16 protein-coding genes are annotated in these 20,591 nt (G+C 47.0%); 1 reads left to right on the forward strand and 15 read right to left on the reverse strand.

Annotated elements, in window-relative coordinates:
- Positions 1 to 5: 5 nt before the first annotated feature.
- The 12 genes from ADS79_RS17300 to ADS79_RS17355 form a co-directional block, all read right to left on the reverse strand.
- On the reverse strand, positions 6 to 920 hold the full coding sequence (locus ADS79_RS17300) for an ABC transporter permease (RefSeq protein ID WP_049739656.1): 915 nt from the start codon (positions 918 to 920) through the stop codon (positions 6 to 8).
- 14 nt (positions 921 to 934) lie between these two features.
- Positions 935 to 1,894: an ABC transporter permease gene (locus tag ADS79_RS17305; RefSeq protein WP_049739657.1), complete on the reverse strand. Its 960-nt coding sequence runs from the start codon at positions 1,892 to 1,894 to the stop codon at positions 935 to 937.
- Between the two features lie 71 nt (positions 1,895 to 1,965).
- Positions 1,966 to 3,675 (reverse strand): ABC transporter substrate-binding protein, encoded by a 1,710-nt coding sequence (locus ADS79_RS17310; RefSeq protein WP_049739658.1) that lies wholly within the window; start codon positions 3,673 to 3,675, stop codon positions 1,966 to 1,968.
- 58 nt (positions 3,676 to 3,733) lie between these two features.
- Positions 3,734 to 4,705, reverse strand: coding sequence for an ABC transporter ATP-binding protein (locus ADS79_RS17315; RefSeq protein ID WP_049739659.1), 972 nt, complete (start codon positions 4,703 to 4,705; stop codon positions 3,734 to 3,736).
- Entirely contained in the window at positions 4,702 to 5,697 is a 996-nt protein-coding gene (locus ADS79_RS17320; RefSeq protein ID WP_049739660.1) for an ABC transporter ATP-binding protein, read from the reverse strand. Before ADS79_RS17320 ends, ADS79_RS17315 begins: the two co-directional genes overlap by 4 nt.
- A gap of 265 nt (positions 5,698 to 5,962) precedes the next feature.
- Entirely contained in the window at positions 5,963 to 7,705 is a 1,743-nt protein-coding gene (locus tag ADS79_RS17325) for a M28 family metallopeptidase (RefSeq protein ID WP_049739661.1), read from the reverse strand.
- 48 nt (positions 7,706 to 7,753) lie between these two features.
- Positions 7,754 to 8,989: a M20 family metallopeptidase gene (locus ADS79_RS17330; RefSeq protein ID WP_049739662.1), complete on the reverse strand. Its 1,236-nt coding sequence runs from the start codon at positions 8,987 to 8,989 to the stop codon at positions 7,754 to 7,756.
- Positions 8,990 to 9,109: 120 nt separating this feature from the next.
- Positions 9,110 to 9,688: a nitroreductase family protein gene (locus tag ADS79_RS17335; RefSeq protein ID WP_049739663.1), complete on the reverse strand. Its 579-nt coding sequence runs from the start codon at positions 9,686 to 9,688 to the stop codon at positions 9,110 to 9,112.
- A gap of 14 nt (positions 9,689 to 9,702) precedes the next feature.
- Positions 9,703 to 10,257 (reverse strand): nitroreductase family protein, encoded by a 555-nt coding sequence (locus ADS79_RS17340; protein ID WP_049739664.1) that lies wholly within the window; start codon positions 10,255 to 10,257, stop codon positions 9,703 to 9,705.
- Positions 10,258 to 10,344: 87 nt separating this feature from the next.
- The gene (locus ADS79_RS17345) at positions 10,345 to 12,396 is read right to left on the reverse strand and encodes a sigma-54 interaction domain-containing protein (protein ID WP_049739665.1); all 2,052 of its coding nucleotides are present in this window, start codon (positions 12,394 to 12,396) and stop codon (positions 10,345 to 10,347) included.
- Positions 12,397 to 12,627: 231 nt separating this feature from the next.
- Positions 12,628 to 13,875: a dipeptidase gene (locus ADS79_RS17350; protein ID WP_049739666.1), complete on the reverse strand. Its 1,248-nt coding sequence runs from the start codon at positions 13,873 to 13,875 to the stop codon at positions 12,628 to 12,630.
- A 397-nt stretch (positions 13,876 to 14,272) separates the two neighbouring features.
- Positions 14,273 to 15,478 (reverse strand): MFS transporter, encoded by a 1,206-nt coding sequence (locus tag ADS79_RS17355; protein ID WP_049739667.1) that lies wholly within the window; start codon positions 15,476 to 15,478, stop codon positions 14,273 to 14,275.
- A gap of 189 nt (positions 15,479 to 15,667) precedes the next feature.
- Here ADS79_RS17355 and ADS79_RS17360 point away from each other — a divergent pair, with 189 nt between their 5' ends.
- Positions 15,668 to 16,486 (forward strand): MerR family transcriptional regulator, encoded by an 819-nt coding sequence (locus ADS79_RS17360; protein ID WP_049739668.1) that lies wholly within the window; start codon positions 15,668 to 15,670, stop codon positions 16,484 to 16,486.
- A 284-nt stretch (positions 16,487 to 16,770) separates the two neighbouring features.
- On the opposite strand, the gene ADS79_RS17365 is transcribed toward ADS79_RS17360, so the two are convergent.
- The 3 genes from ADS79_RS17365 to ADS79_RS17375 form a co-directional block, all read right to left on the reverse strand.
- Complete coding sequence (locus ADS79_RS17365; protein WP_049739669.1) at positions 16,771 to 18,243, reverse strand: MFS transporter; 1,473 nt, start codon at positions 18,241 to 18,243, stop codon at positions 16,771 to 16,773.
- Between the two features lie 213 nt (positions 18,244 to 18,456).
- Complete coding sequence (locus ADS79_RS17370; protein WP_236700017.1) at positions 18,457 to 19,470, reverse strand: AraC family transcriptional regulator; 1,014 nt, start codon at positions 19,468 to 19,470, stop codon at positions 18,457 to 18,459.
- Positions 19,471 to 19,524: 54 nt separating this feature from the next.
- On the reverse strand, positions 19,525 to 20,394 hold the full coding sequence (locus ADS79_RS17375; RefSeq protein ID WP_049739671.1) for a sigma-70 family RNA polymerase sigma factor: 870 nt from the start codon (positions 20,392 to 20,394) through the stop codon (positions 19,525 to 19,527).
- Between the last annotated feature and the right edge of the window lie 197 nt (positions 20,395 to 20,591).

The raw sequence follows: 20,591 nt of genomic DNA on the forward strand, positions 1-20,591 counted from the left end.
GAAAATTATCTTTTTCTCAAGCGCGGATTTAGTGCTTCATTGATGCCAATTCCGAGGAAGTTAAAGGACAGCACGAGAACGACGATGGCAATGCTCGGGAACAATGCCAACCACCACGCATGGATAATGACACCGGTAGAATGTGCATTCTGCAAAATAGTCCCCCAGCTCCAGCTCATCGGGTCTCCCAAGCCGAGAAAGCTCAGCCCTGCCTCGGAAAGCACGGATGTTCCCATAATGATGGTCATATTGACCAGAATCGGGGGAAAAGCATTTAAGAGCACGTGACGGAAGATAATTTTGGATTCTTTCGTCCCAATCGCTCTGGCAGCTTCGATGTATTGCTTCTCTCGAATCGCGAGTGCTTCTGCTCGTGTCACTCGCGCAATCTGCGGCCAGCTGAACAAGCCGATGATGATCGCGATATTGCTGATGCCAGTACCGAGTACCGCTGCCATGATAATCATCAGGGGAAGGACAGGCAGCGTCAGAAAAATATCGGTAATCGCCATGCCAATTTGAGAGACTTTTCCTCCGTAATAACCGGATATCAGACCAATCGGCACCCCGATCACGATCGAGATTACAGCAGAAGTCAGGCCGACATATAAAGAAACACGCGTCCCCCAGATGACTTGATCGAAAATACTTAAACCAACAGAATCAGTACCAAACCAATATTGGGGACTCGGCGGTTGGAGCATGTTTGCGACGTCTCCGTACCCCGTGGGACGATCGCTGAAGACTGGAGCGAGAATAGCCAAAAGCAACAAAATGAGAATGCCATAAAGACCGATGACGCCTAAGCGGTTCCGTCGAAAGTGCTTGATAAACTCCCGCAAAGGGGATGTCCTCGGCTGATGGATCGATAAAGGCAACGAACTAGGGACTTTTTCTTCGATCAACGTGGTATTTTCCAATCACTTTTCACCCCCTAGTTGTTCGTAATTTTGGGATCCAGGTACGAATAGACGAGATCAGTCAAGATATTCACTACGACAACCGTTACCGCCAAGATCAAAAAGGTGCCTTGCAGAATCGGGTAATCATGCTCTTTGACTGCTTCATAGATCAGCCTGCCGAGTCCTGGATAGGCAAACACGGTTTCTGTCAGGATAGCCCCGCCGACGATGGCGCCAAGCTGCAACCCCATCATGGTAACAGTGGAAAGCAAGGAATTTCGTACGGCATGTCGCCAGAGGACTACTCTTTCCTTCAATCCTTTGGCCCGAGCAGTTCGGATGTACTCCTCATTCAAAACGTCAATGGTGCTTGCCCGCATATACAGCACATAGCTGGCCAAATGTACAATCGTTAAAGAAACGACTGGCAAAACAAGATGATGGGTAGCATCCCAGATATAATCCCAGCCCTCGATGCCTACCGATACAGCTCCACCTATGGGGAACCAGGGAATTTTCAATCCGAGGAAATAAAGCAGGATGATCCCCAGCCAGGGAATAAACAGCGCGATCCCCAAGATCGATAAAGCATTGATCGCCTGATCGAGAAACGATCCTTTTCGATAAGCGGCAATAACGCCCAACGGTATGCCAATCAATGCCGTAATAAGCATGGAGACCGACATTAAAATCAAGGTCCAGGGCAGCCTCGATAAAATCACGTCCATCACGGGCACCCTCTGCACAAAGGAAGTCCCCAAATCGAATTGAAGGAACAGCTGCTTGAGAAAGATGATGTACTGTGTAAACAAATCCTTGTCCAGACCAAAGTCCTTTAACAACTGCTGCCTGATTTCCTCAGGAACACGATTGTCCAGCATCATGGTTGTCGGGTCGCCGGGCATTACACGCAGGATTAAAAAAGTGGCAGTCACAGCCACGAGCACGGTAATTACGCCGCGCAGCAGCCGAGCAATCAGAAAATGCGTCATGAGCGGCACTCCCTTACGTGGATCACTCCTCCCAAGCGGTCAGGCTACAACCGCTCAGGAGGATGTCCAGTTTACTTTTTGTACACGCCAACGAGAGAGTTCGGGTCTACTAAGCCTTGCAGGTCACCCGGGAACAAGGTGAAGCCTCCGAATTTATCTGCGTTATAGGCAAGATTGAATTTTTGCACGTAGATCGGCACAACCGGGAATTCTTTGACAAACAGCGCTTGGGCTGCTTTTACATCATCCCTGGCGATTTGTTCGGTTTTGGCGTATTTTGCTCCATCTGCCAGGCGATCCATCTCTGTATTGTTGTAGGTGGCCATGTTGTTCTTGGCTTTTGAATGGTAGAGATTGGCGAAAGTCTCGCTTGGCTCGTCCAGAACACCCCATTTTCCGATGTGCATTTGGAAATCGTGTTCATTAAACACTTTCGCTACCAGTGTGTTGTACTCGACTGGCTTCAAGATCAGCTTCACTCCGATATCGGCGGCGTTTTTCTCCAGAATTTTCGCAACCTTCTGATGGAACACGTTCGCTCCATCGTAAATGACCTCTGGCTCTACGTTTTTGCCTCCGAAGCTGCTCGGGGCGTTCAGAATTCCATCCCCATCGGTGTCACTGTAGCCAGCATTCGCGAGGATTTCTTTTGCTTTTGCCGAATCATACGCGGGTGCCTTTGCGTCAGGATTGATCCAATCTGCAAACAGCGGGGAAATTGGCGTGTCAATTTGCATGCCTGCCCCTTCCAGCGCCACGTTCAAAATGGTATTGCGGTCAGTCGCAGTCGCCATCGCCAGGCGGAAATTTACATCTTGGGTAGGAGAAACGCCCTTGGATGCATCTGTATTAAAGCTGTAGTACGCAAACCCAAGACTCGCTGTTTGCTCTACTTTAATGGATGAATTGGTTTCCAGCAGCTTGGCAGCAGAGGTCGGTAAATCGGACGATGTCACATCCACTTCCCCTTTTTGCAGCGCTAGTGTCATCGTATTGGCATCCGGGTAAATCTTGAAGATCACTTTATCCAAATAAGCGCGTCCGCCTGGTGCGGAAAACCATTTGTCGATTGCAGCAAGCTCGATGTACTGGCCTTTTTCATACTTGACGAGCTTAAACGGACCTGCCCCGACTGGATCTTGGTTTTCAAAGGCTTTCGGGTCATCAATCTTTTCCCAAATGTGCTTCGGAACGATCCGCACCCAGTAACCGATAGCCCCTGAGAACGCAGGGTATGGATCCTTTAACGTATATACAACTGTCAGCTTGTCCGGGGTTTCGACTTTGGCTACCTGATCAAAAATCTCCGCTGTCCATTGGAGCTTTTTATCGTGCAGCAGTTGTCCTGTAAAGGCGACATCCTCCGAGGTAATCGGCTGTCCATCCTGCCAGGTCACCCCATCCCGGAGCTTGATGGTGATCGTAAGTCCGTCATCAGATGTCGTGACCGATTCAGCCAAGTACGGCTCTTTTTTCCCACTCGGATTCATCTGCATCAAATGCGGATACAAATTGTTAACGATCCAACTGCCCGGTGTAGTATTGGAGACGAGCGGATTCAAGGTATCGGGTCCAGATAGTGTTCCGACCACCAGGGTTCCACCTACAGTTGGCTGCCCGTTAGCAGGTGCAGGCTGAGTCGGGGCTGCCGGAGTGCTGGTGCCAGATGGGCTTGCTGCATTTTGACTGCCACTACTTGCTGGCTGTGAAGAGCAAGCTGCAAGCATACTGGCAGACAGCAGGAGTGAGAGCAGTACATTCTTTCGGTTGATTCGCTTCACGTTGAATTCCCCCTATTCTTGTTTGGTTAGAAACTATCAGCACATGTGCTGTGTGACGCTATTCGGTGTATAAATGGCAGGCAACCGCTTCTCCTGCTGCTGTCTGCTTCAAGACTGGTCGTATCTGCCTACACACGTCCATACATGACGGACAGCGTGGATGGAATGCGCAGCCTGTCGGAGGATTGGATGGGCTTGGAACGTCACCTGTCAGGATGATCCGTTCTTTCTTTCGCTTTGGATCAGGGCTTGGGACAGCAGACAAGAGCGCCTGCGAGTACGGATGGAGAGGCTTTTCAAATAAGTTCTTTTTCGAGCTGATTTCGACGACTCGCCCCAAATACATGACCAGAATGCGGTCGCAAAAATGATTGACGACACTTAAATCATGGGAAATGAAAATAAAGGTAAGAGAAAATTGCTGTTGCAAATCCTTCAGTAGATTCAAAACCTGTGATTGGATTGAGACATCCAAAGCAGATACTGGCTCGTCTGCAATAATCAGCTCGGGACCTAGCATCAATGCACGTGCGATGCCGATCCTCTGTCGCTGTCCTCCACTAAACTCGTGTGGGAATCGATGAATCGCTTGCTCGCCTAGTCCCACCACATGAAGCAGCTCGAGAATCTTACTCCGCCACTCTTTTTTTGGATACAATGAATAGTTTGCAAGTGGCTCCTCGAGTATCTGTCCCACTGTCAATCGGGGGTTCAGCGAAGAGTACGGGTCCTGAAATACCATTTGCAATTCCTTACGCAGCTCTCGCATCTCTTCTTTTTCCGTGTGCAGGATGTTTTTTCCCTTGTAGATCACCTCACCTTCTGTAGCTTCCAATAGGCGAATTAAAAGTTTTCCTGTTGTTGATTTTCCACAGCCTGATTCGCCCACGATGCCCAGGGTTTCCCCTTTAAAGACGTGAAAGGATAAATCATCGACTGCCTTCACATGGGCGGTCGTACGTCGCAATAGTCCTTTCTTTATAGGAAAATACTTTTTTAATCCTTTTGCTTCTAGCAGGATCTCACTCATACAGACACCCCGCTTTTCTTCGGATATAACCAGCAGCGACATCGGACATGCTCCGAAAGCTCTACCAGTGGCGGAGATTCCCTTATGCACAGCTCAGTAACCTCTGAACAGCGCGTGACGAATCGGCAGCCTTTTGGCATTTCGGACAGCTGGGGAACGGTTCCCTCGATGGTATGTAAGCGATCCTTTTCGTCCCCGATTTTGGGAGTCGATGCAATCAAGCCTTTCGTGTACGGGTGGCTGGGGTTTTCAAATAGGGTGAGAACAGGGGCTTCCTCCACGATCTGTCCTGCGTACATCACAATGACGCGATCACAAACCTCTGCAACGACGCCCAAGTCGTGTGTGATGAGCAATATCGCCATGTCAAACTGTGCCTGTAGTTTTTTCATCAGCTCGAGAATTTGTGCCTGGATCGTAACATCCAATGCGGTTGTCGGCTCATCTGCAATCAAAATATCTGGATTGCAGGCAAGTCCCATGGCAATCATTACCCGCTGCCTCATCCCGCCTGACAGCTGATGTGGATATTCGTTTACCACCTCATGTGGCCTGGGAATCCCCACGGTTTGCAGCATTTCGATCGCTTTCTTTTTTGCCTGTGACTTGCTCATGATCGTGTGCTCGCGTATCAGCTCCATCAATTGAAAGCCGATCGTATACACCGGATTCAGTGAGGACATCGGCTCCTGAAAAATCATCGACATCTCTTTTCCGCGTTTTTTTCGATAGGCGTCTTTACTAATCGATAGCAGATTCGTTCCCTGTAAGCGTATCTCTCCCTCGCTTACACTCGCGTTCTCTGGCAGAAGACCCATGATCGACAAGGCGGTCATGCTTTTCCCGCAACCTGATTCCCCGACAATCCCTACCGTTTCTTTGCTATCAACGTGGAAATCGATATCTTCGATGATGGCGTACTCTCTATTTTCCATTTTGATCCGAGTTTTCACGTTTCTGACTTCTAACACTTTTGGCTTGTCTCGAGACATGACTTCCCCCCTCGCGAATCGACATCTTCCTTCATTTACAAGACTTAGTAGCAAGGACTATGCCAGCTCGGATGATTGTGCAAAGACAGGTAAAGTCCTTACTTTTACGCCTCTGGCGGATCGCTTCCGGCTCATTAGGTTGGGGCAAAGCTCCTTGGATGACCCCAAGTGACCCTAAGTAATGGTGAGTCGAAACCGGGGAGAAATAGAAAAAAGCTGCCCCCAGGAACCTCCGCAATTGGGAACAGCTTCATTATTCTCGTATTCATTCTTGCAGGAATCGAACAGTGTGCATTACGAGATGGTTTGCCTGTTTGAGTGCATAATTGACTTCATTTCGTTTTCTTTGTAGGGCAGTAATGTGGAAATAGTACTCCTGCTGCTTCGGTGTCGTTTGAACCAGCAACTCGATGTCAGCGAATTTCGGTACGTTTGGTTGCTTTAAAGCCAAATCATGCTCAAAGTTACTGCCCTTCACGTAGTTGAGCGGCACCAGGTAGCTGGACAATTCCAACAGGCAGTGATTAATGGTAATCAGCTTTTCTTCCTCATTGACCGTCTCGATTGCGTCCTGCAGTTCCGCCAAACTGGCTTTCAGTGTGCGAATCCGTTCGAGTGTTGACGACAGGTCGAAGCGATTTCCTGCCCTCAGCTGCCACTCTTCGACGCTTCTCTCAACGTCCCTGATCGCCTCCATCTGGTCAATCGGATAGATCGGATTCGTCAACGAACGCCAAAGAATGGACAAGTAGATTTGACAATCCCGGACCAAAAGCTCTGGGTCGATTTTATCGATGGTATCTTCCGTCGTATGCCACCACCAGCCAAACCCTCCCGATTTCCCCGACCCGAAAAGCTGGCTGAATGCTTTCGCCGCAGGATCATTAGATGGCTCTTGTTCGGACAGGCCCATGAAAAGGGAAGGAGTTCCCGTTCCCCAGAACGACTGATCTCCAGAACGTCCAAAGCGTGATCCCGTGAATTCCTGATTGGTAACCGTACTGATGACATCGTTTGCGAGCTTTCTTGTTTCTTGCATGGTGTTCGCTTCCGTCAGGACAGTTGAATCTATCGCCCCTACAGAATCGATATTGACGTGCAGGAGGCAATTTTCCCGCAAATCTTCCCAATGCGTATCACAATACCATGCGGAACCCGCATAACGACCATGCGAATGGCCCGACCAAAAAGCGAGGCGCAGTGTTCGCTTCAATAGACTGCGCTGTCCGGAGAGAATGCGTGCGACCTCCAGCATGGTAGCGTTGGCTGTCCCGTTATCCATCGCTCCATAATGCCAGGAGTCGATATGACCGCTAAACAGCACGAATTTCTCCGGCTCGGCCTGGCCTCTGATTTCCGCGATGAGCGTAGGAATCGTGCGCATTCCGGTTTCAACGACTGTCGAGATTGTACATTCATTTTGTCCATCTGCCAGACTGTTCTTGATAGCTTCTCCTGCCTCGATGGTGACAGAGACAACGGGAATGCTTGGGAGCAGCCCTTTGTTATCTAAGGTTGGTGTTCCCCATACAGTCGAGACGATCATTTCATGCGTGTGGGTCGCATTGATAAAGACCGCTCCAATCGCGCCCTGCTCCTCCGCCGTTTTTACTGCAATCGGTGTAGCCAGCCCGTCCAGGAGCACGATTTTGCCAACGACCTGTAAGTCTTTGTAATTTTGCGTTGTACCAGAAGTAGCATACACCAATTGTGCTTGCAAATGATTGACGGATTGCCCCATTGAATGCGTAATCGATGGAATTAATTGATCTGCGACAACAAGTTGTGATTTTACAGGTAAGCTAATATACGCATCGTGAAAAAGCAGCTCAGACTCCACACCGAACTCTGCTAATGTTTCACGTGCAAATTGAAAAGCACGCAGCTCTTCTTCCGAGCCGGACAGACGCACCTCTTTGGAAATGGTCTGCGTATACGCCATAAGGTTGCTTTTCGACACCTGCTGCAGGAGGTGTTCTTCTGGAATGAGCGTCTGCCATTTGTTCATGTCACGGTCCTCTTTCCCTTTTCGTTTTTTGGATAGGTGTACCAGAGATTAGCTGACGATATTTTTCGTGAGGACAGCCAAAATTTTCGTCGTCTGAATCAAGTCTTCGATCTCCATAGATTCGTTAAAGCCATGGATGTTATTCTCACTGGTGCCAGGTCCGAAATTAATACCTGGTATCCCATTCCGGATGAACCAGCGTGTGTCTGATTGAGCCAGTATTCCTACGACAGGCAAGGTGCGGCCAGTTACCTCCTGTACGGCTTCTTGCAGCTCGTAAATGAGCGGTGAGCTTTCATCTGTGATTGTCGGCTCCGTTTGAAAATCAGTGATCCGTATCAGCTTGGCCTTAAATGTGGGATCCTTTTGCTCCAACGATTGTAAGATCGATAAAACTCGGTTATAGATCTGATCGAGGCTGTGCTCGGGAATGACGCGAAAATCCACTTCGATCTCACATGTTGCAGGAACGACATTTACCTTTGTTCCTCCACGTATGGTTCCGACATTGACCGTAGTGTATTTCATTCCCGGAATGGAGGAAGGCTCTCGCTCCAGCTCTTCCTGTAACTGCGCCAATCCTTGTACCACTTTCGCCATCTTTTCTACTGCATTCAAGCCCTTCCATTTGTAGCCTGCATGAGCCGGAATTCCATCCGTGACGATTTGTAGCTGCAAAACGCCTGCCATCGCACGAACGATGTGATTGCTGTAGCCTTCTACGATCACCATATCGCCATGTACATGCCCATTCTGATTGAGATAGCCTGCCCCTAAAATACCACCCGTCTCCTCATCGCAAGTGGCCGCAATGATGACGTCTCCCTTTCGCGAAATGGTGGACCTAGCTACCGCCACTGCCGACATGATGTATGAAGTTAAACGTCCTTTGGAATCTGTGGCTCCTCTACCGTAAATGCGCCCATCCGCAATCGCCCCAGAAAAAGGTGGATATTCCCACTGTTCTGGATCTCCCGCTGGTACCGTATCGAGATGCGAATTGAAAATCAGATTCCTTCCCCCACCCGATCCACGCAGAGTCGCAACCACATTTTTTCGCGGAGTCGTAAGCCCTGCTGCATGTGTCATCTCATCCGGTACCGAGATGACCTGCACCTCAAAGCCAAGCTCAGTCAGCCCCTGTTTTAAAAAATCACATATTTCATTGTAGTTTCCCGGCGGATTTTCACTTGGAATTTGAATAAGGCGCTGAAGGAATTCAATGATCTGTGGCCGCATCCCCTCGACCACCTGGAATAGTTCCTGCGTTTTGGTTTCATTCATGAGTAACCCCTCCTCGAGGATGAACAGTAGCAATGTCTATGCCAATCAAAACAAGTTGAAATGTGCCTGATTTCGGTCTCTTGGAGGGGGATTGTGTTACCTTAGGGTGTGAGCGACAACCTAATCATAAAAAGGAACGTTATAGGCATTATGATGCGTAACCCACTTGAGCGGTAGGCGACTTTTCGGAGAGGCATCTTCCACTGAATAGCCGATCGGAACTAACCCGATAATCCGAACGTAGTCAGGAATCTGAAGCGTTGTTTTGATCGCCTGTTCATTGATTCCCCCTACCCAGCAGCCTGACAAGCCCAATGCCGTAGCAGTTAGCAGCAGATTTTGGACAGCGGCAGCCGAATCAATGAGTGCCCATTCTTTTCCGGCGGGGCCGTAGCGAGCAACCGTCCGTTTTACGTTGGTGCAAGCGACGATCACGACAGCCGCATCTGCGATCCAATATTGATAATTCTTTCCTTTAGAAAAGTAGCCACTGTAAGTCGAGCGCACAATTTCCAGTTTCGTAGCCGGCTCGTCAATGACAATAAACTCCCAAGGCTGCATATTGCCACTCGAGGGGGCTCGCGTTGCTGCGAGTAAAAGCTGCTCAAGTATTTCGGGTGCAATAGGTTGCTCAGTGAACTTGCGTTTGCTGACCCGTTCAAAAATCGCAGGAATGGCATAGTTGGATTTTGAATTCATCCTGTCCACCTCTTTTACGAAATGATCTCCGCCACTGTAAGTCGCGGTGGAATCTCCTTTTCTTCCTCGCTGTAGCCGATGGTGAGAATAGCGACTGGTTCTATGTACCAAGGGAGTTCCAGATTTTTTTGCAAAATGTGCGGGTCAAATTCCCGGATGACCGACGTACTAAGTCCATGCACCGCCGCAGCCAGACGTGCGTTTTGTATGGCACAAAAAGTATCTTGGATCGCAAATATCTCCCCTCGCTCTCCAAGTCGAACCAGCGCTCTTCTTTTTTCAATCATCACAACGACAATGACTGGCGCGCTCTTTATCCATGCTTGGGCACCAAGACTGCCAGGGGTCAGAAACGGGTCCAGTGTGGAGGCAATCAGTTTCTCTCTCTCGTCTGATCCTTTCACCATCAGCAGTTCCCATGGTTGTATATTTGCTAGTGAAGGTCCCAATGAAAAAGCATAAAGTACATCCTCTAGTGCTAGCTCTGGAACTGACAACTCCTGGTAACTGCGGACATTAATAATCGTATTCATGATTTCTAGCCATTCGGCTCGTGAAGTATGGATCACAACACTTACTCCCTTCGATAGAAAATGGAATCATTCAGAATGATGGGAAATGAGGAGGTATAATCTTTTGAATATTCCGAACTAAAATCACGCGCGTAATTCCATCGTCTGCTTCATCATGGACAGCATGTGCAAGCCTTTGTCTGTGATGCGGCTGCCTTGGCCACGACGTCCAGAATAGATGTATCCCAAATCCTTTAAGCTGTCCATACGATGCCGAACTTGCTGGTCCGTAATCGGAACACCTTTTCGCAGAGCAAATTCGACGATTTTTCCCCTCCCGACACACTCCAGTCTACTTTTCGCTTGCTCTAGACATTCCAGGATGACAAAGAAGCTAAATAGTTCTCCCTTAGCCTCCAGTTCCTCCAAATCTCCTTTCTTGGTTTTGTGCAGCTGTTGTTCGACCTCGCGAAACTGTTCTGGCAAATCCAGCTCTGTTATTGTGTTTCCACTCATTACACTTGTCATGTACTGCACGACGCTGTTAAGCTCCCGAATATTTCCCGGCCAGTCGTAAGTGAGCATCCGATGCATGACAGCAGGCTCAATGTTCACTTTGATAACGGTATTCTCTTTTACAAAATGCTCGATGAGTAGCGGGATATCTTCCCGTCGCTCCCGCAATGATGGAACACGCAACGGCAGAACAAACAAACGGTAGTACAAGTCCTGGCGAAACTTCCCTTCTTCGACGAGGTCTTTCAAACTGCGATTGGTTGCCGCAATGATCCGAACATCGATGGGAATAATTTGTTGTCCCCCGATTCGCATAACCTGCTTCTCTTGGAGCACCCGAAGCAAAAGTGCTTGCAGGGAAGGAGAAGCGTCTCCGATTTCATCCAGAAAAAGAGTCCCATTATGAGCAAGCTCGAATAGTCCAGGCTTTCCGTTCTTCTTCGCTCCGGTAAAAGATCCGCCTTCGTATCCAAACAGCTCACTTTCCGCTAGCGATTCTGGCAAGCCAGCGAAATTGACAGGCAAAAAGGGGCCATTTCTGCGCTTGGACAAGCTGTGGATCGAATGCGCGAATAATTCCTTTCCTGTGCCATTTTCACCGAGTATCAAGACCGTTTTATCGGTAGCAGAAATTTTTTGGAGTACGTCCAGTGTTGAAGTTAGGCGCTCGCTTTTTCCGATGATGTCCTTGATTGTGTATTTGGAGGACAGTCCCTTTCCCTGCAATTCCTTTCGTACTTCCTGCTCTACCTTTTGGAGGTTGGTTACATCTTGAAAGGCCGTCACCACACCAATCTTTTCGTCTTCCAATGTGATCGGTATATTATTCACGACCAGATTCAGATGATTGACGGCTTGCACCCTATTGACCTCTCCTTGCTCTTTTCCCTCGGGAAGAGCCAGCCACGGGAGCACTTCGTCAACGGGTTTCCCTATCAATTCTTTGCTTAGACCAGAAATGCCGAGGATGTTTTTCGCAGCCTGGTTGATTTGAATGATCGTTTGGTTCGGATCAGTCGTGATAATGCCTTCATGCACGGTATTGAGGATCGTATCCAGATGCTTGTTCAATTCTTTCATTTGATTCAACGTCCGGAAAAAGCGTTTGTTGTGCTCGATGATCTCCCGCAGGTACCTGGCGGAATACAGATTGGCTCGATCCACGTTGGCGTTTAGCCTGACAGCCAACTCGATAATCGTAGACACATCGAGTGGGCGTATTCCAATATTCACGACCTTTTGCATACCACGTGGCAGCAGTTCTGCTCCCTCTGCGTAAATCGCGGTATAAATGCCGTCAATTGGCTGCTTGCATCCTGGATAGTACGGAACCATATCAAACTGAAAACCGAGATTCCGCAAGAGTTCAATCGTTTCATACGACGTTTCCAGCATGTTGTTGACAACGAGGCAACGAACGTCCGCGGGGAGGGTCACCAACTCTTCCATTTTGGCGATGTTAATAGCTCTTCTTGCGATGATCAATTTCTCGCTTGGTATTTTCCATCCCTCAATGACTTTTGCTGATGATGCGAGTACGAAGTCGACCTCATCCGTATTGGAGACTTTCGACTCATGGAGGATCGTAATGCGATTTTGGAAATAATCATGGATTTGATTGGCAAAAACAGTATGTGTTCGATGATCTTTTGCCACAACCAGAAGCGTTCGCTTATCCATAGTATCCCTCCCCAGATATTCATACTGACATTTCTCTATCATCTTAGTATGGGAACCCCTCTGGTTAATAGAGGCTAAAAATTTTTGATCTAATTGGAATTTATTGGGAACGAACGACATGGATATAAAGAAAGATAGATCTCCTATTAGCACGAAAAATGCTAAGCGAGAACTATCTTGAGCGTATATTACTGCTTTTTTTAAAATGGCCCTTGAGAAGTCAAATCAAGATCAGACAGTGGCTTTTTCGTCTTCTTTGCCTACGCCCATTGTTTTCGGGTTATACCATACCTCATCGAGAACACGCATAATATTGCCACCTATCACTTTGGCGATATCTTCATCAGAATAACCGCGTGTGATCAACCACCGGACGATATTCGGAAACGCTTCGGTCGGATTTTCGATCCCCTCAACATAATCAACTTCCTCAAAATCCTTCTTACCATGAGCAGCTGATATCGATAAGGCACTGGCAAAAACGCGATGGATACCGACATGGTCGCCGAACAATACATCCGGTCCAAAAGCAACATGATCAATTCCAACCAGGTTCGCACAATACTCAAAATGCTCCATGAAAGAATCAAGGTTGTGCTTCGGCTGATTTTTCGTCATCGTCGTATGGGGAGCCGCCTCAATACCGATAACACCGCCGCGCTCTGCACATGCTTGAATGATGTAATCCGGCTTCAGACGATTTGAGTCCCAGAGCGAACGAGCTCCCGCATGGGTAATAAAAATCGGTTTCTCGCTCGTCTCAATCGTATCCAGTGAGGTTTTGTCCCCAGAGTGAGAAATATCGATAGCGATCCCGAGCTTGTTCATGCGGCGTACTGCCTGTCTACCGAACTCTGTCAATCCGCCGTCATTTTTTTCTTTCAATCCGTATCCGAGCGAGTTACCTTCGCTGTAGGCGATCCCCATGCAGCGAACGCCAAATCCATAAAGAATATCCAAGCGATCCAGCTCATTCTCGATCATCGTGGATGCTTCTAATGAAGCAACGAAGGCGATTTTTTTGTTTTTCTTTGCCTGCCGAATATCATCTGTAGTAAGTCCGAGAACAACCATGTCCTGATGAGCGATATCACACAACCGCATACCGAGGTCAAACAGGATATCATCCCATTTCCAGCCCGCGCGAGAGGTGATCATAGCGGTTCCATTCATGAGATTATCAAAAACGCAATCGAGACCAGATTGGCTCAGTCCTTCATATCCCATGCTGTCCCTGCCCCACCGGCGAAACTCGAAGAATTCATTCAGATTCTCTGGTGCAACAAACATATGGTCATGAAGAGAGATGACGAGGTTTTCTTCAAAAAGCCGTTTTGCCCGCTCTTCTTGCGCCTCTGTCAGCGGAATCGTGTACGGTGGGAATAAGCCCGTTTCCTTTGATAGCTTAAACTCTTTAAAGTCAACACCTGGCTCTAAATACTGATAAGCACGATACCCTCTGTAATCCTTTTTTTGCATGAAAATCACACCTTTCTTTGCTTAATCGATTGGACATCGGGTGGAGTTGCTGCTGCATCGGACACATGCGGAAGCTCTAACATGATCTTTCCAGTAAGGTTCACTTGCATGTTCGATGCCAATGCCAAATAGAGAGTTTTTAGAAGAATGAGGACGTTTTAGAAGGGATTTTCATACATGGGCAAGACAAGAACAGTCGAATCGGAACCTGCTACACCCTAATGACGTACCCTAAGTCACCGCAATTTTTTGAATTCCCTTTTGCTCACTTTCATTGGTCCACAGAACACGTGTCAGATATAAGGGACATGAACAAAAGAAAAACTCCCGACACAAAAACGAATCGGGAGTAAATAAAAGTCATTCTTTTTCCAGAGCTTCAAGCCACAGCCACGTATTAAGCTGCTCCTGCGTCCAGCTGCTTACTCTTTTTCCCTCTGAGCGATAAGCCGAAGCAGAGAAGCAAAACAATAGCTGCGAGTACATACGGGAAGTTAATATTCACATCGAACATCACTCCGGCTACGACTGGCCCGGCAATATTCCCGAGACTCGTAAAAGCTGAGTTGAGACCAGCAACATAGCCTTGTTGATCCCGAGCAATCATCGACATTTGTGTACCGATGGCCGGACGCAAAATATCGATTGCTAAAAAGATAATAAAGGTGACCGCAAAAATGGCCCAGAATTTGTGTACGAAAAGTGTCATGAGAATAAATAAACCGGCAAAAAATAGACAGACTGAGATGACACGCTTCTCACCAAAACGGTTCAAAATCCAGCTAAAGCAAGTCGCTTGTACCACCGCTCCGGCAATCGAGCCGAATGTAATGATAAAGGCAATGTCTTTCGGACCGAACCCAAATTTATGATCAACAAACAGTCCAAAAACTGTTTCAAAGTTGGCGAGTCCAAACGACATCACAAACACGATGATCAAGCTCAGAAAATACGGCTCTCGATAGACGTTACGAAGCTGAGCGAGAAAACGGTTTCCCTGTTTTTCTGTAGTTGGAGAATGGGATGATGCTTTCTGTGCCTGATGCGACTCCTTCAAGAAATACAATGTACCCATTGCTGCAACAATCCCCGCAATTGCAGCGGTATAGAAAGGGACGCGAATCCCAAATTCAGCAATATATCCGCCAATACCTGGTCCAATAATAAAACCAGTTGTGATCGCTGCGTTTATATACCCCATTCCAGCTGCGCGTTCTTCCATCGTCGTGACGTCCGCCACACAAGCCATTACAGCTGGCATAATCATAGCTGCACTAATACCTCCGAGCAGCCTGGAGACAAACAAAAGCTCCGAGGAGCTGGCAATTCCGAAAATCCATTCAGACAAAGCAAATACGATTAAACCGCTGACAATCATCCGTTTTCTTCCGAATGTATCAGCCAAACGGCCGGCAATTGGTGAAAAAAGAAGCTGTGTCAGCGAAAAGGCAGCAACCAGCAAGCCGACGGTACTCCCGTTAATGCCCAATTCCGTCATGAACTTAGGCATGATGGGTATGATCAAGCCAATCCCGGTAAAAACGAGGAAAATATTGAACATCAGAATCAATACGGATCCCCGATTTTTTAATAATAATGTCATGCTTTTTTCCTCCAAACGCAAACATACGGAATGTTCATTCTAGAACGTAGAGAATTTCTCGTTGTTGCTAAATTTTGTACGTTTACGAATGTAAACTATCGGGTAACCCTATAGTCAAGGATAAATCATTCATTATATAATTTCTTTATAAAAAAAGTATGGAATGAAAAACTTTGGGAGTGGCAATCCATGTCGAAAATCCAGCAAAAATATTTTACTACTAGTGAGATGGCAAAAACTTGTGGCGTTACGAAGCACACCCTGTTTCACTATGATGAGATTGGTCTTTTAAAGCCTGATTTTGTTAACGAAAAGGGCTATCGCTTTTACTCTTTTAAGCAGTGCTACACCCTCGATATCATCAATGTACTCAAAAAGGCAGGCAGCTCCTTGCAAGAGATTAAGGATTTTTTTCAGAACCAGAATTCAACCATGTTTGTTAACTTGATTCAACAGAAACAGCGAGAATTGGAACTGGAGCATCTCCGAATCCAAAAAATGCAATATTTTTTGAAGGGCGCTGTCGAAATGACCCAGACAGCCATGCATGACCTAAGGGAAACTCCGATGGTCGAGGAATGTGAGGCGCAATACTTCATTACTACACGAGTAGAACAATGTGTGGACGAGCAAGAATATGCTATTAAGCTACGAGAACATCGCGATTATTCAGAAAAGCACCTCATTCTTCATGAGTTTCCGCTGTGGTCAATCCTGAGCAAGGAACGATTTGACGCTGAAAATTACTATCCAAACTACATTGCGTATAAACTCATCTCCCCTATTCAAACAGAGAAAATGGTTACGAGACCCAAAGGAAAGTACGCTGTCCTGGATCATATTGGATCGTATGAATCGATGTCGTCTACCTACTCAGCTCTGAAACAGTACATGAACAGCAAGGGCTTGAGGGTCTGTACTGATGTGTACGAAGTGGAGATGCTCAATTATCTCACAGAAGAGGATCCGGATAATTTCATCATTCGGATTTCAGTGGGGGTGTCATAAAAAAGGAAGTGATAGTCTTGGACCCCATAACAAAGTCCTCGGCTACCTCTTTTCACACATGGTTTACTACGGAAATATTGGATTTGAAGAGAAGGCAAACAGTATTTGGAAGCTTTATTGGAGTGGAATTGAACAAGCTACTCACCAACAACAATAAAAGATTTTTATAGCTATTTTATTAACCTGTAAACGACTTTGGATGACATAAAAAACAAGCGTAGATAAATCGGTCCGTTGATTTATCTGCGCTTATTTTGTTTGTACGCAAGACTCGAGATATTACCTCACTGTCTTTCATTCAGCTGATCCTTGCTCTCAGGCAGGAAACAAAGGAAAACAAAAGCAGCAAGAGCCAATCCTCCACAAGTAGCTAACGAGGTGGAAAACGCTCTTACATAATCAGACAGGGCAGCGCTTGCCAAAGACTGTCGCAGTACAGCAGAGAACAAGATACTGATCAATGCAATACCTAACGCGCCCGACAAATACATGAATGTATTGAACAAGCCTGATCCTGTCCCTGCGTCCTTCAAGGGGACTGTCCCTAGTACGACGCGGGTGAGAGGCGTCGTGACCAATCCTAGTCCCAAGCCATATACGAGTAAAAGCACAATATACGGACTTTGCAGCAGATGTACAGCATCGACCTGCAGCAACACAATGAATAAAAAACAACAGATGCCCGTTGCTAGAGCGCCTATTTTAAGGACAACCATCCCCCATTTTTGTACAATTCGTGATGACATCAGAGAAGTTAGGAAAAAACCACAGCCCAACGGTAAAAACATGAGACTCGTGGCTTGTGCATCATAATGGAGTCCGAACTGCAAGTAATATGTTAACACGAAAAAGAAAGAGAACATGCTGAGATAAATCAAAACAACCGAGGCCATTCCTACCTTGAATAAATGTTGTTTAAATATAGACAAATCAATTAGCGGTGCTCCACCCTGTTTTTGTTTTCGGATTTCGACTGAAATAAATGCTAGCAGAAGCAGAAGCGATAGGATCAGACACCCCCATATCCAAAGCGGCCATCCCTGTTTTTGCCCCTCGGACAACGGATAAACAAGCAGAAACAACCCGCTAATGAGGAAGAAAATACCGCTCCAATCAACACTTTGCATCCCCCTCCCACGTGTCTCTGGTAGAATTGGCAAGCAGAGAAGAACAAGAATTCCGAAGGGAACATTGAAAAAAAATACGGTTCGCCAACCGAGATCAAACGGGTTCCAATTGACAAGAATACCTCCCAGGATGAGACCAAAAGCAAACCCGAATCCAAGTATCGCGCCGTAAATACTGAAAACGAGCCCTTTTTCCCGAGGTAGAAAGTTAACCTGCAGCAAGGACAATACCTGCGGTTGGATGAGTGCCGCGGCGAGCCCCTGCACAATCCGAATGACAATCAGAAGAGTTGGATTTGAAGTCAACCCACCTAGCAATGCCATAAGCGTAAATCCGCTTACCCCGATATACAGTAGCCTTTTTTTACCGAACATATCGCCTAGTTTCCCGCTAATGATGAGTGCTACGGCTAGACTGAGGGAAAAGCCGGTGACAATGAGTTGGGCATCGGAAAAACTGGCTAGAAGACTGTCCTGTATCAGTGGGAGTGCGACCTGAATCATATAGGTGTTTAATGAATTGAGCAAGATTGGGAGCAGGATAACCGCCAGTGCGTACCAACGACGAGGATCAACCTGCTGCTCCGGTTTTTCGTATGCGAGTACTGTGGTCGATGGATGATTGGGCATTTGCATTTCCTCCTTAAACGCTCCATTCGCCTGTAAACTGTTCTATCTCGTCCGAAATGAATGGAACTGACAAACCTGATTATCATCCACCTTCCCTTGTTTCTCTACCTGTTCAGGGAGCTTTGCATGTGATTAAGGGAGCAAAAAAACTTCAAGCAAGCGGATATATAGCTCGTTTTCGAACCATATGTCCTGCCTGCTTGAAGCTTTTGGTTAGTTTAATCCATTCAGCTGTCTGTTTCGCTCCAATTCCAGTTGGTTGATACGTTTTACATATTCACTAGGATTGCAGCCATAGTGCTTGCGAAAAGCCGTCGTGAAATTACTAGCGTTGCTATAGCCGACCGACGCAGCAGTTTCAGCAACGTTCAAATGCGCTACTTCCATATACCAAAGGGCTTTCTCCATCCGTTTTTGGCGAACGAGCTCAAAGATCGTCATACCATACAATTCGCGGAATCCCTTTTTTAGCTTGAATTCATTCATTCCAACCCGCTTAGCTAACTCGCGGATGGAAAATGGTTGTTCAAAATGATTTTGTACCAGCTCGTGGGTTTGCTGCAATTTGCTAATATCTTCTCGGCGAAGGTACATATTGCCCCCACCAGAATCGTAACCATCGGACTCGCCAAACAAGGCGATAAACTCTAGTGCTTTACTTTCCATATAGAGCCGTTTCATCGTGCCCCGATGTGCACATTGGATCATTTCGGAAACACATCTTTGAATAGCTGGTGTTTCTGTGTAACGATCGATATTTCCCCGATAATGCCTAAGCCACGTTTCCATTTGCTGTTTTTCCGTCAAATCTCCTGCATAGTACAACAACTCGTTCGGGGTGAGCCTTATTTCCAGCAACTGATTACGGATGCCCGCCTTTTTCTCTTCATAGACTTTTACATCTTCCAGAAAAGTCACATTGCCAGTTTGTGAGCTCGTATGGCTGCTCTTCCCATTCCATTCGCAATGTATTTCACCGCTAACACAATAACTCAATTCAAACAACTGACAAGCTTCCTGGATTTGAAGCTTCATATCTTGTTCGAATGTAATATCCGTTAGCATGATTTCCATACCTGGGCGAATTCGTGTCCTTGTCACGCTTCCCTTCCCTATATGTGAAGGAATGGTAAGCCTCTGCTCCCAGCTGCTTTGCTCGACAGGTCCCTCTACCATTATCGTAAATTGATCAAATAAATCATGGACTGTGGTTACATTTAAAATCATTGTGAACATCACTTCCTTGATGTTGACCTTGAATTGAATACTACCTCATTATTTTCAATCGTTCAATAGAGCAAGATCAAGCTGGCTTATGCGCTCATACTCGGAGATCAAGTCTACTTCGGTGATCTTTCCCTGATTCATCGTAAATTTGAGTACATAAAGCATTTTTCCTTGAGGAGCGACTATGATTCCTACTGTTCCGTTCACGAGGGCTAGTTGTGCGGCTTTCTGTGCACGTCCTGAAACTTGTTGCGCCAGTGCAACCGCTCCTCGCGTTACTCTTGCAGATCCTGTTTGACGATCGTCACGCAGAATAACGTCTGGATCGAGCGCGGCTACTAGCGTATCGAAATCACCTGCATGTGCTGCAGCGAGAAATGCTTGGACTACGTCGCGCTGGTGATCAAGCTCGACTTCGCCTACGGCTTTAGCCCCGCGAACTCGTTGGCGTGCCCTGCTTGCAAGCTGTCTTGTCGCGACTTCCGACTTACCTACTATAGGAGCAATCTCATTGAAAGGCAAAGCGAAAACATCGTGCAGCACGAACGTGATGCGCTCCGCAGGATTCAAATTACCGAGCACGACAAGCAGTGCAATACCAACAGAATCAGCCAATACAGCTTCTTGTTCAGGGTCAATGATGTTCTCTTGGCTTGTAATAGCATCTGAAGCCTGAGCTTCTATCGATTCTTCTCGCCTAGATTTTCGCGAGCGCAACATATCGAGACAAATCCGTGAGACAACGGTGGTCAACCATCCCCCCATGTTCTCAATGCCACTCGCTTCCGCACGACTAAGACGTAACCAGGACTCCTGCACCGCATCCTCTGCCTCGTTCAATGATCCAAGCATACGATAAGCTACTGCCTGAAGGTGCTTCCTGTGTGCTTCGAATCTATTCGCCAACCAGATCTGATCACTCATCATTCAAACTCCCTCGCTCCAAAATAAAAAAACCCTCTATAAGACTGACGGATGAAATCTGAGCAATGTGACAAAACGCCAGTTATCCGTTGGTTTTCGTTTCACAAAAAAATTCTTGTCACAAACCCATGTGTGCAATCCGTCAGCATAGTAAGGAGCCAAGATTGGTTCTAATCCAAATAATAGGAGTGCTTCAC

This window comes from Brevibacillus reuszeri (genome assembly GCF_001187725.1).
GTDB lineage: Bacteria > Bacillota > Bacilli > Brevibacillales > Brevibacillaceae > Brevibacillus > Brevibacillus reuszeri.

Coding starts and splice junctions, on each gene's coding strand:
- ADS79_RS17305 (WP_049739657.1), bottom strand. CDS start 1,894: ATGACGCATTTTCTGATTGCTCGGCTGCTGCGCGGCGTAATTACCGTG.
- ADS79_RS17315 (WP_049739659.1), bottom strand. CDS start 4,705: ATGAGTGAGATCCTGCTAGAAGCAAAAGGATTAAAAAAGTATTTTCCT.
- ADS79_RS17320 (WP_049739660.1), bottom strand. CDS start 5,697: ATGTCTCGAGACAAGCCAAAAGTGTTAGAAGTCAGAAACGTGAAAACT.
- ADS79_RS17325 (WP_049739661.1), bottom strand. CDS start 7,705: ATGAACAAATGGCAGACGCTCATTCCAGAAGAACACCTCCTGCAGCAG.
- ADS79_RS17330 (WP_049739662.1), bottom strand. CDS start 8,989: ATGAATGAAACCAAAACGCAGGAACTATTCCAGGTGGTCGAGGGGATG.
- ADS79_RS17335 (WP_049739663.1), bottom strand. CDS start 9,688: ATGAATTCAAAATCCAACTATGCCATTCCTGCGATTTTTGAACGGGTC.
- ADS79_RS17345 (WP_049739665.1), bottom strand. CDS start 12,396: ATGGATAAGCGAACGCTTCTGGTTGTGGCAAAAGATCATCGAACACAT.
- ADS79_RS17350 (WP_049739666.1), bottom strand. CDS start 13,875: ATGCAAAAAAAGGATTACAGAGGGTATCGTGCTTATCAGTATTTAGAG.
- ADS79_RS17355 (WP_049739667.1), bottom strand. CDS start 15,478: ATGACATTATTATTAAAAAATCGGGGATCCGTATTGATTCTGATGTTC.
- ADS79_RS17360 (WP_049739668.1), top strand. CDS start 15,668: ATGTCGAAAATCCAGCAAAAATATTTTACTACTAGTGAGATGGCAAAA.
- ADS79_RS17365 (WP_049739669.1), bottom strand. CDS start 18,243: ATGCCCAATCATCCATCGACCACAGTACTCGCATACGAAAAACCGGAG.
- ADS79_RS17370 (WP_236700017.1), bottom strand. CDS start 19,470: ATGATTTTAAATGTAACCACAGTCCATGATTTATTTGATCAATTTACG.
- ADS79_RS17375 (WP_049739671.1), bottom strand. CDS start 20,394: ATGAGTGATCAGATCTGGTTGGCGAATAGATTCGAAGCACACAGGAAG.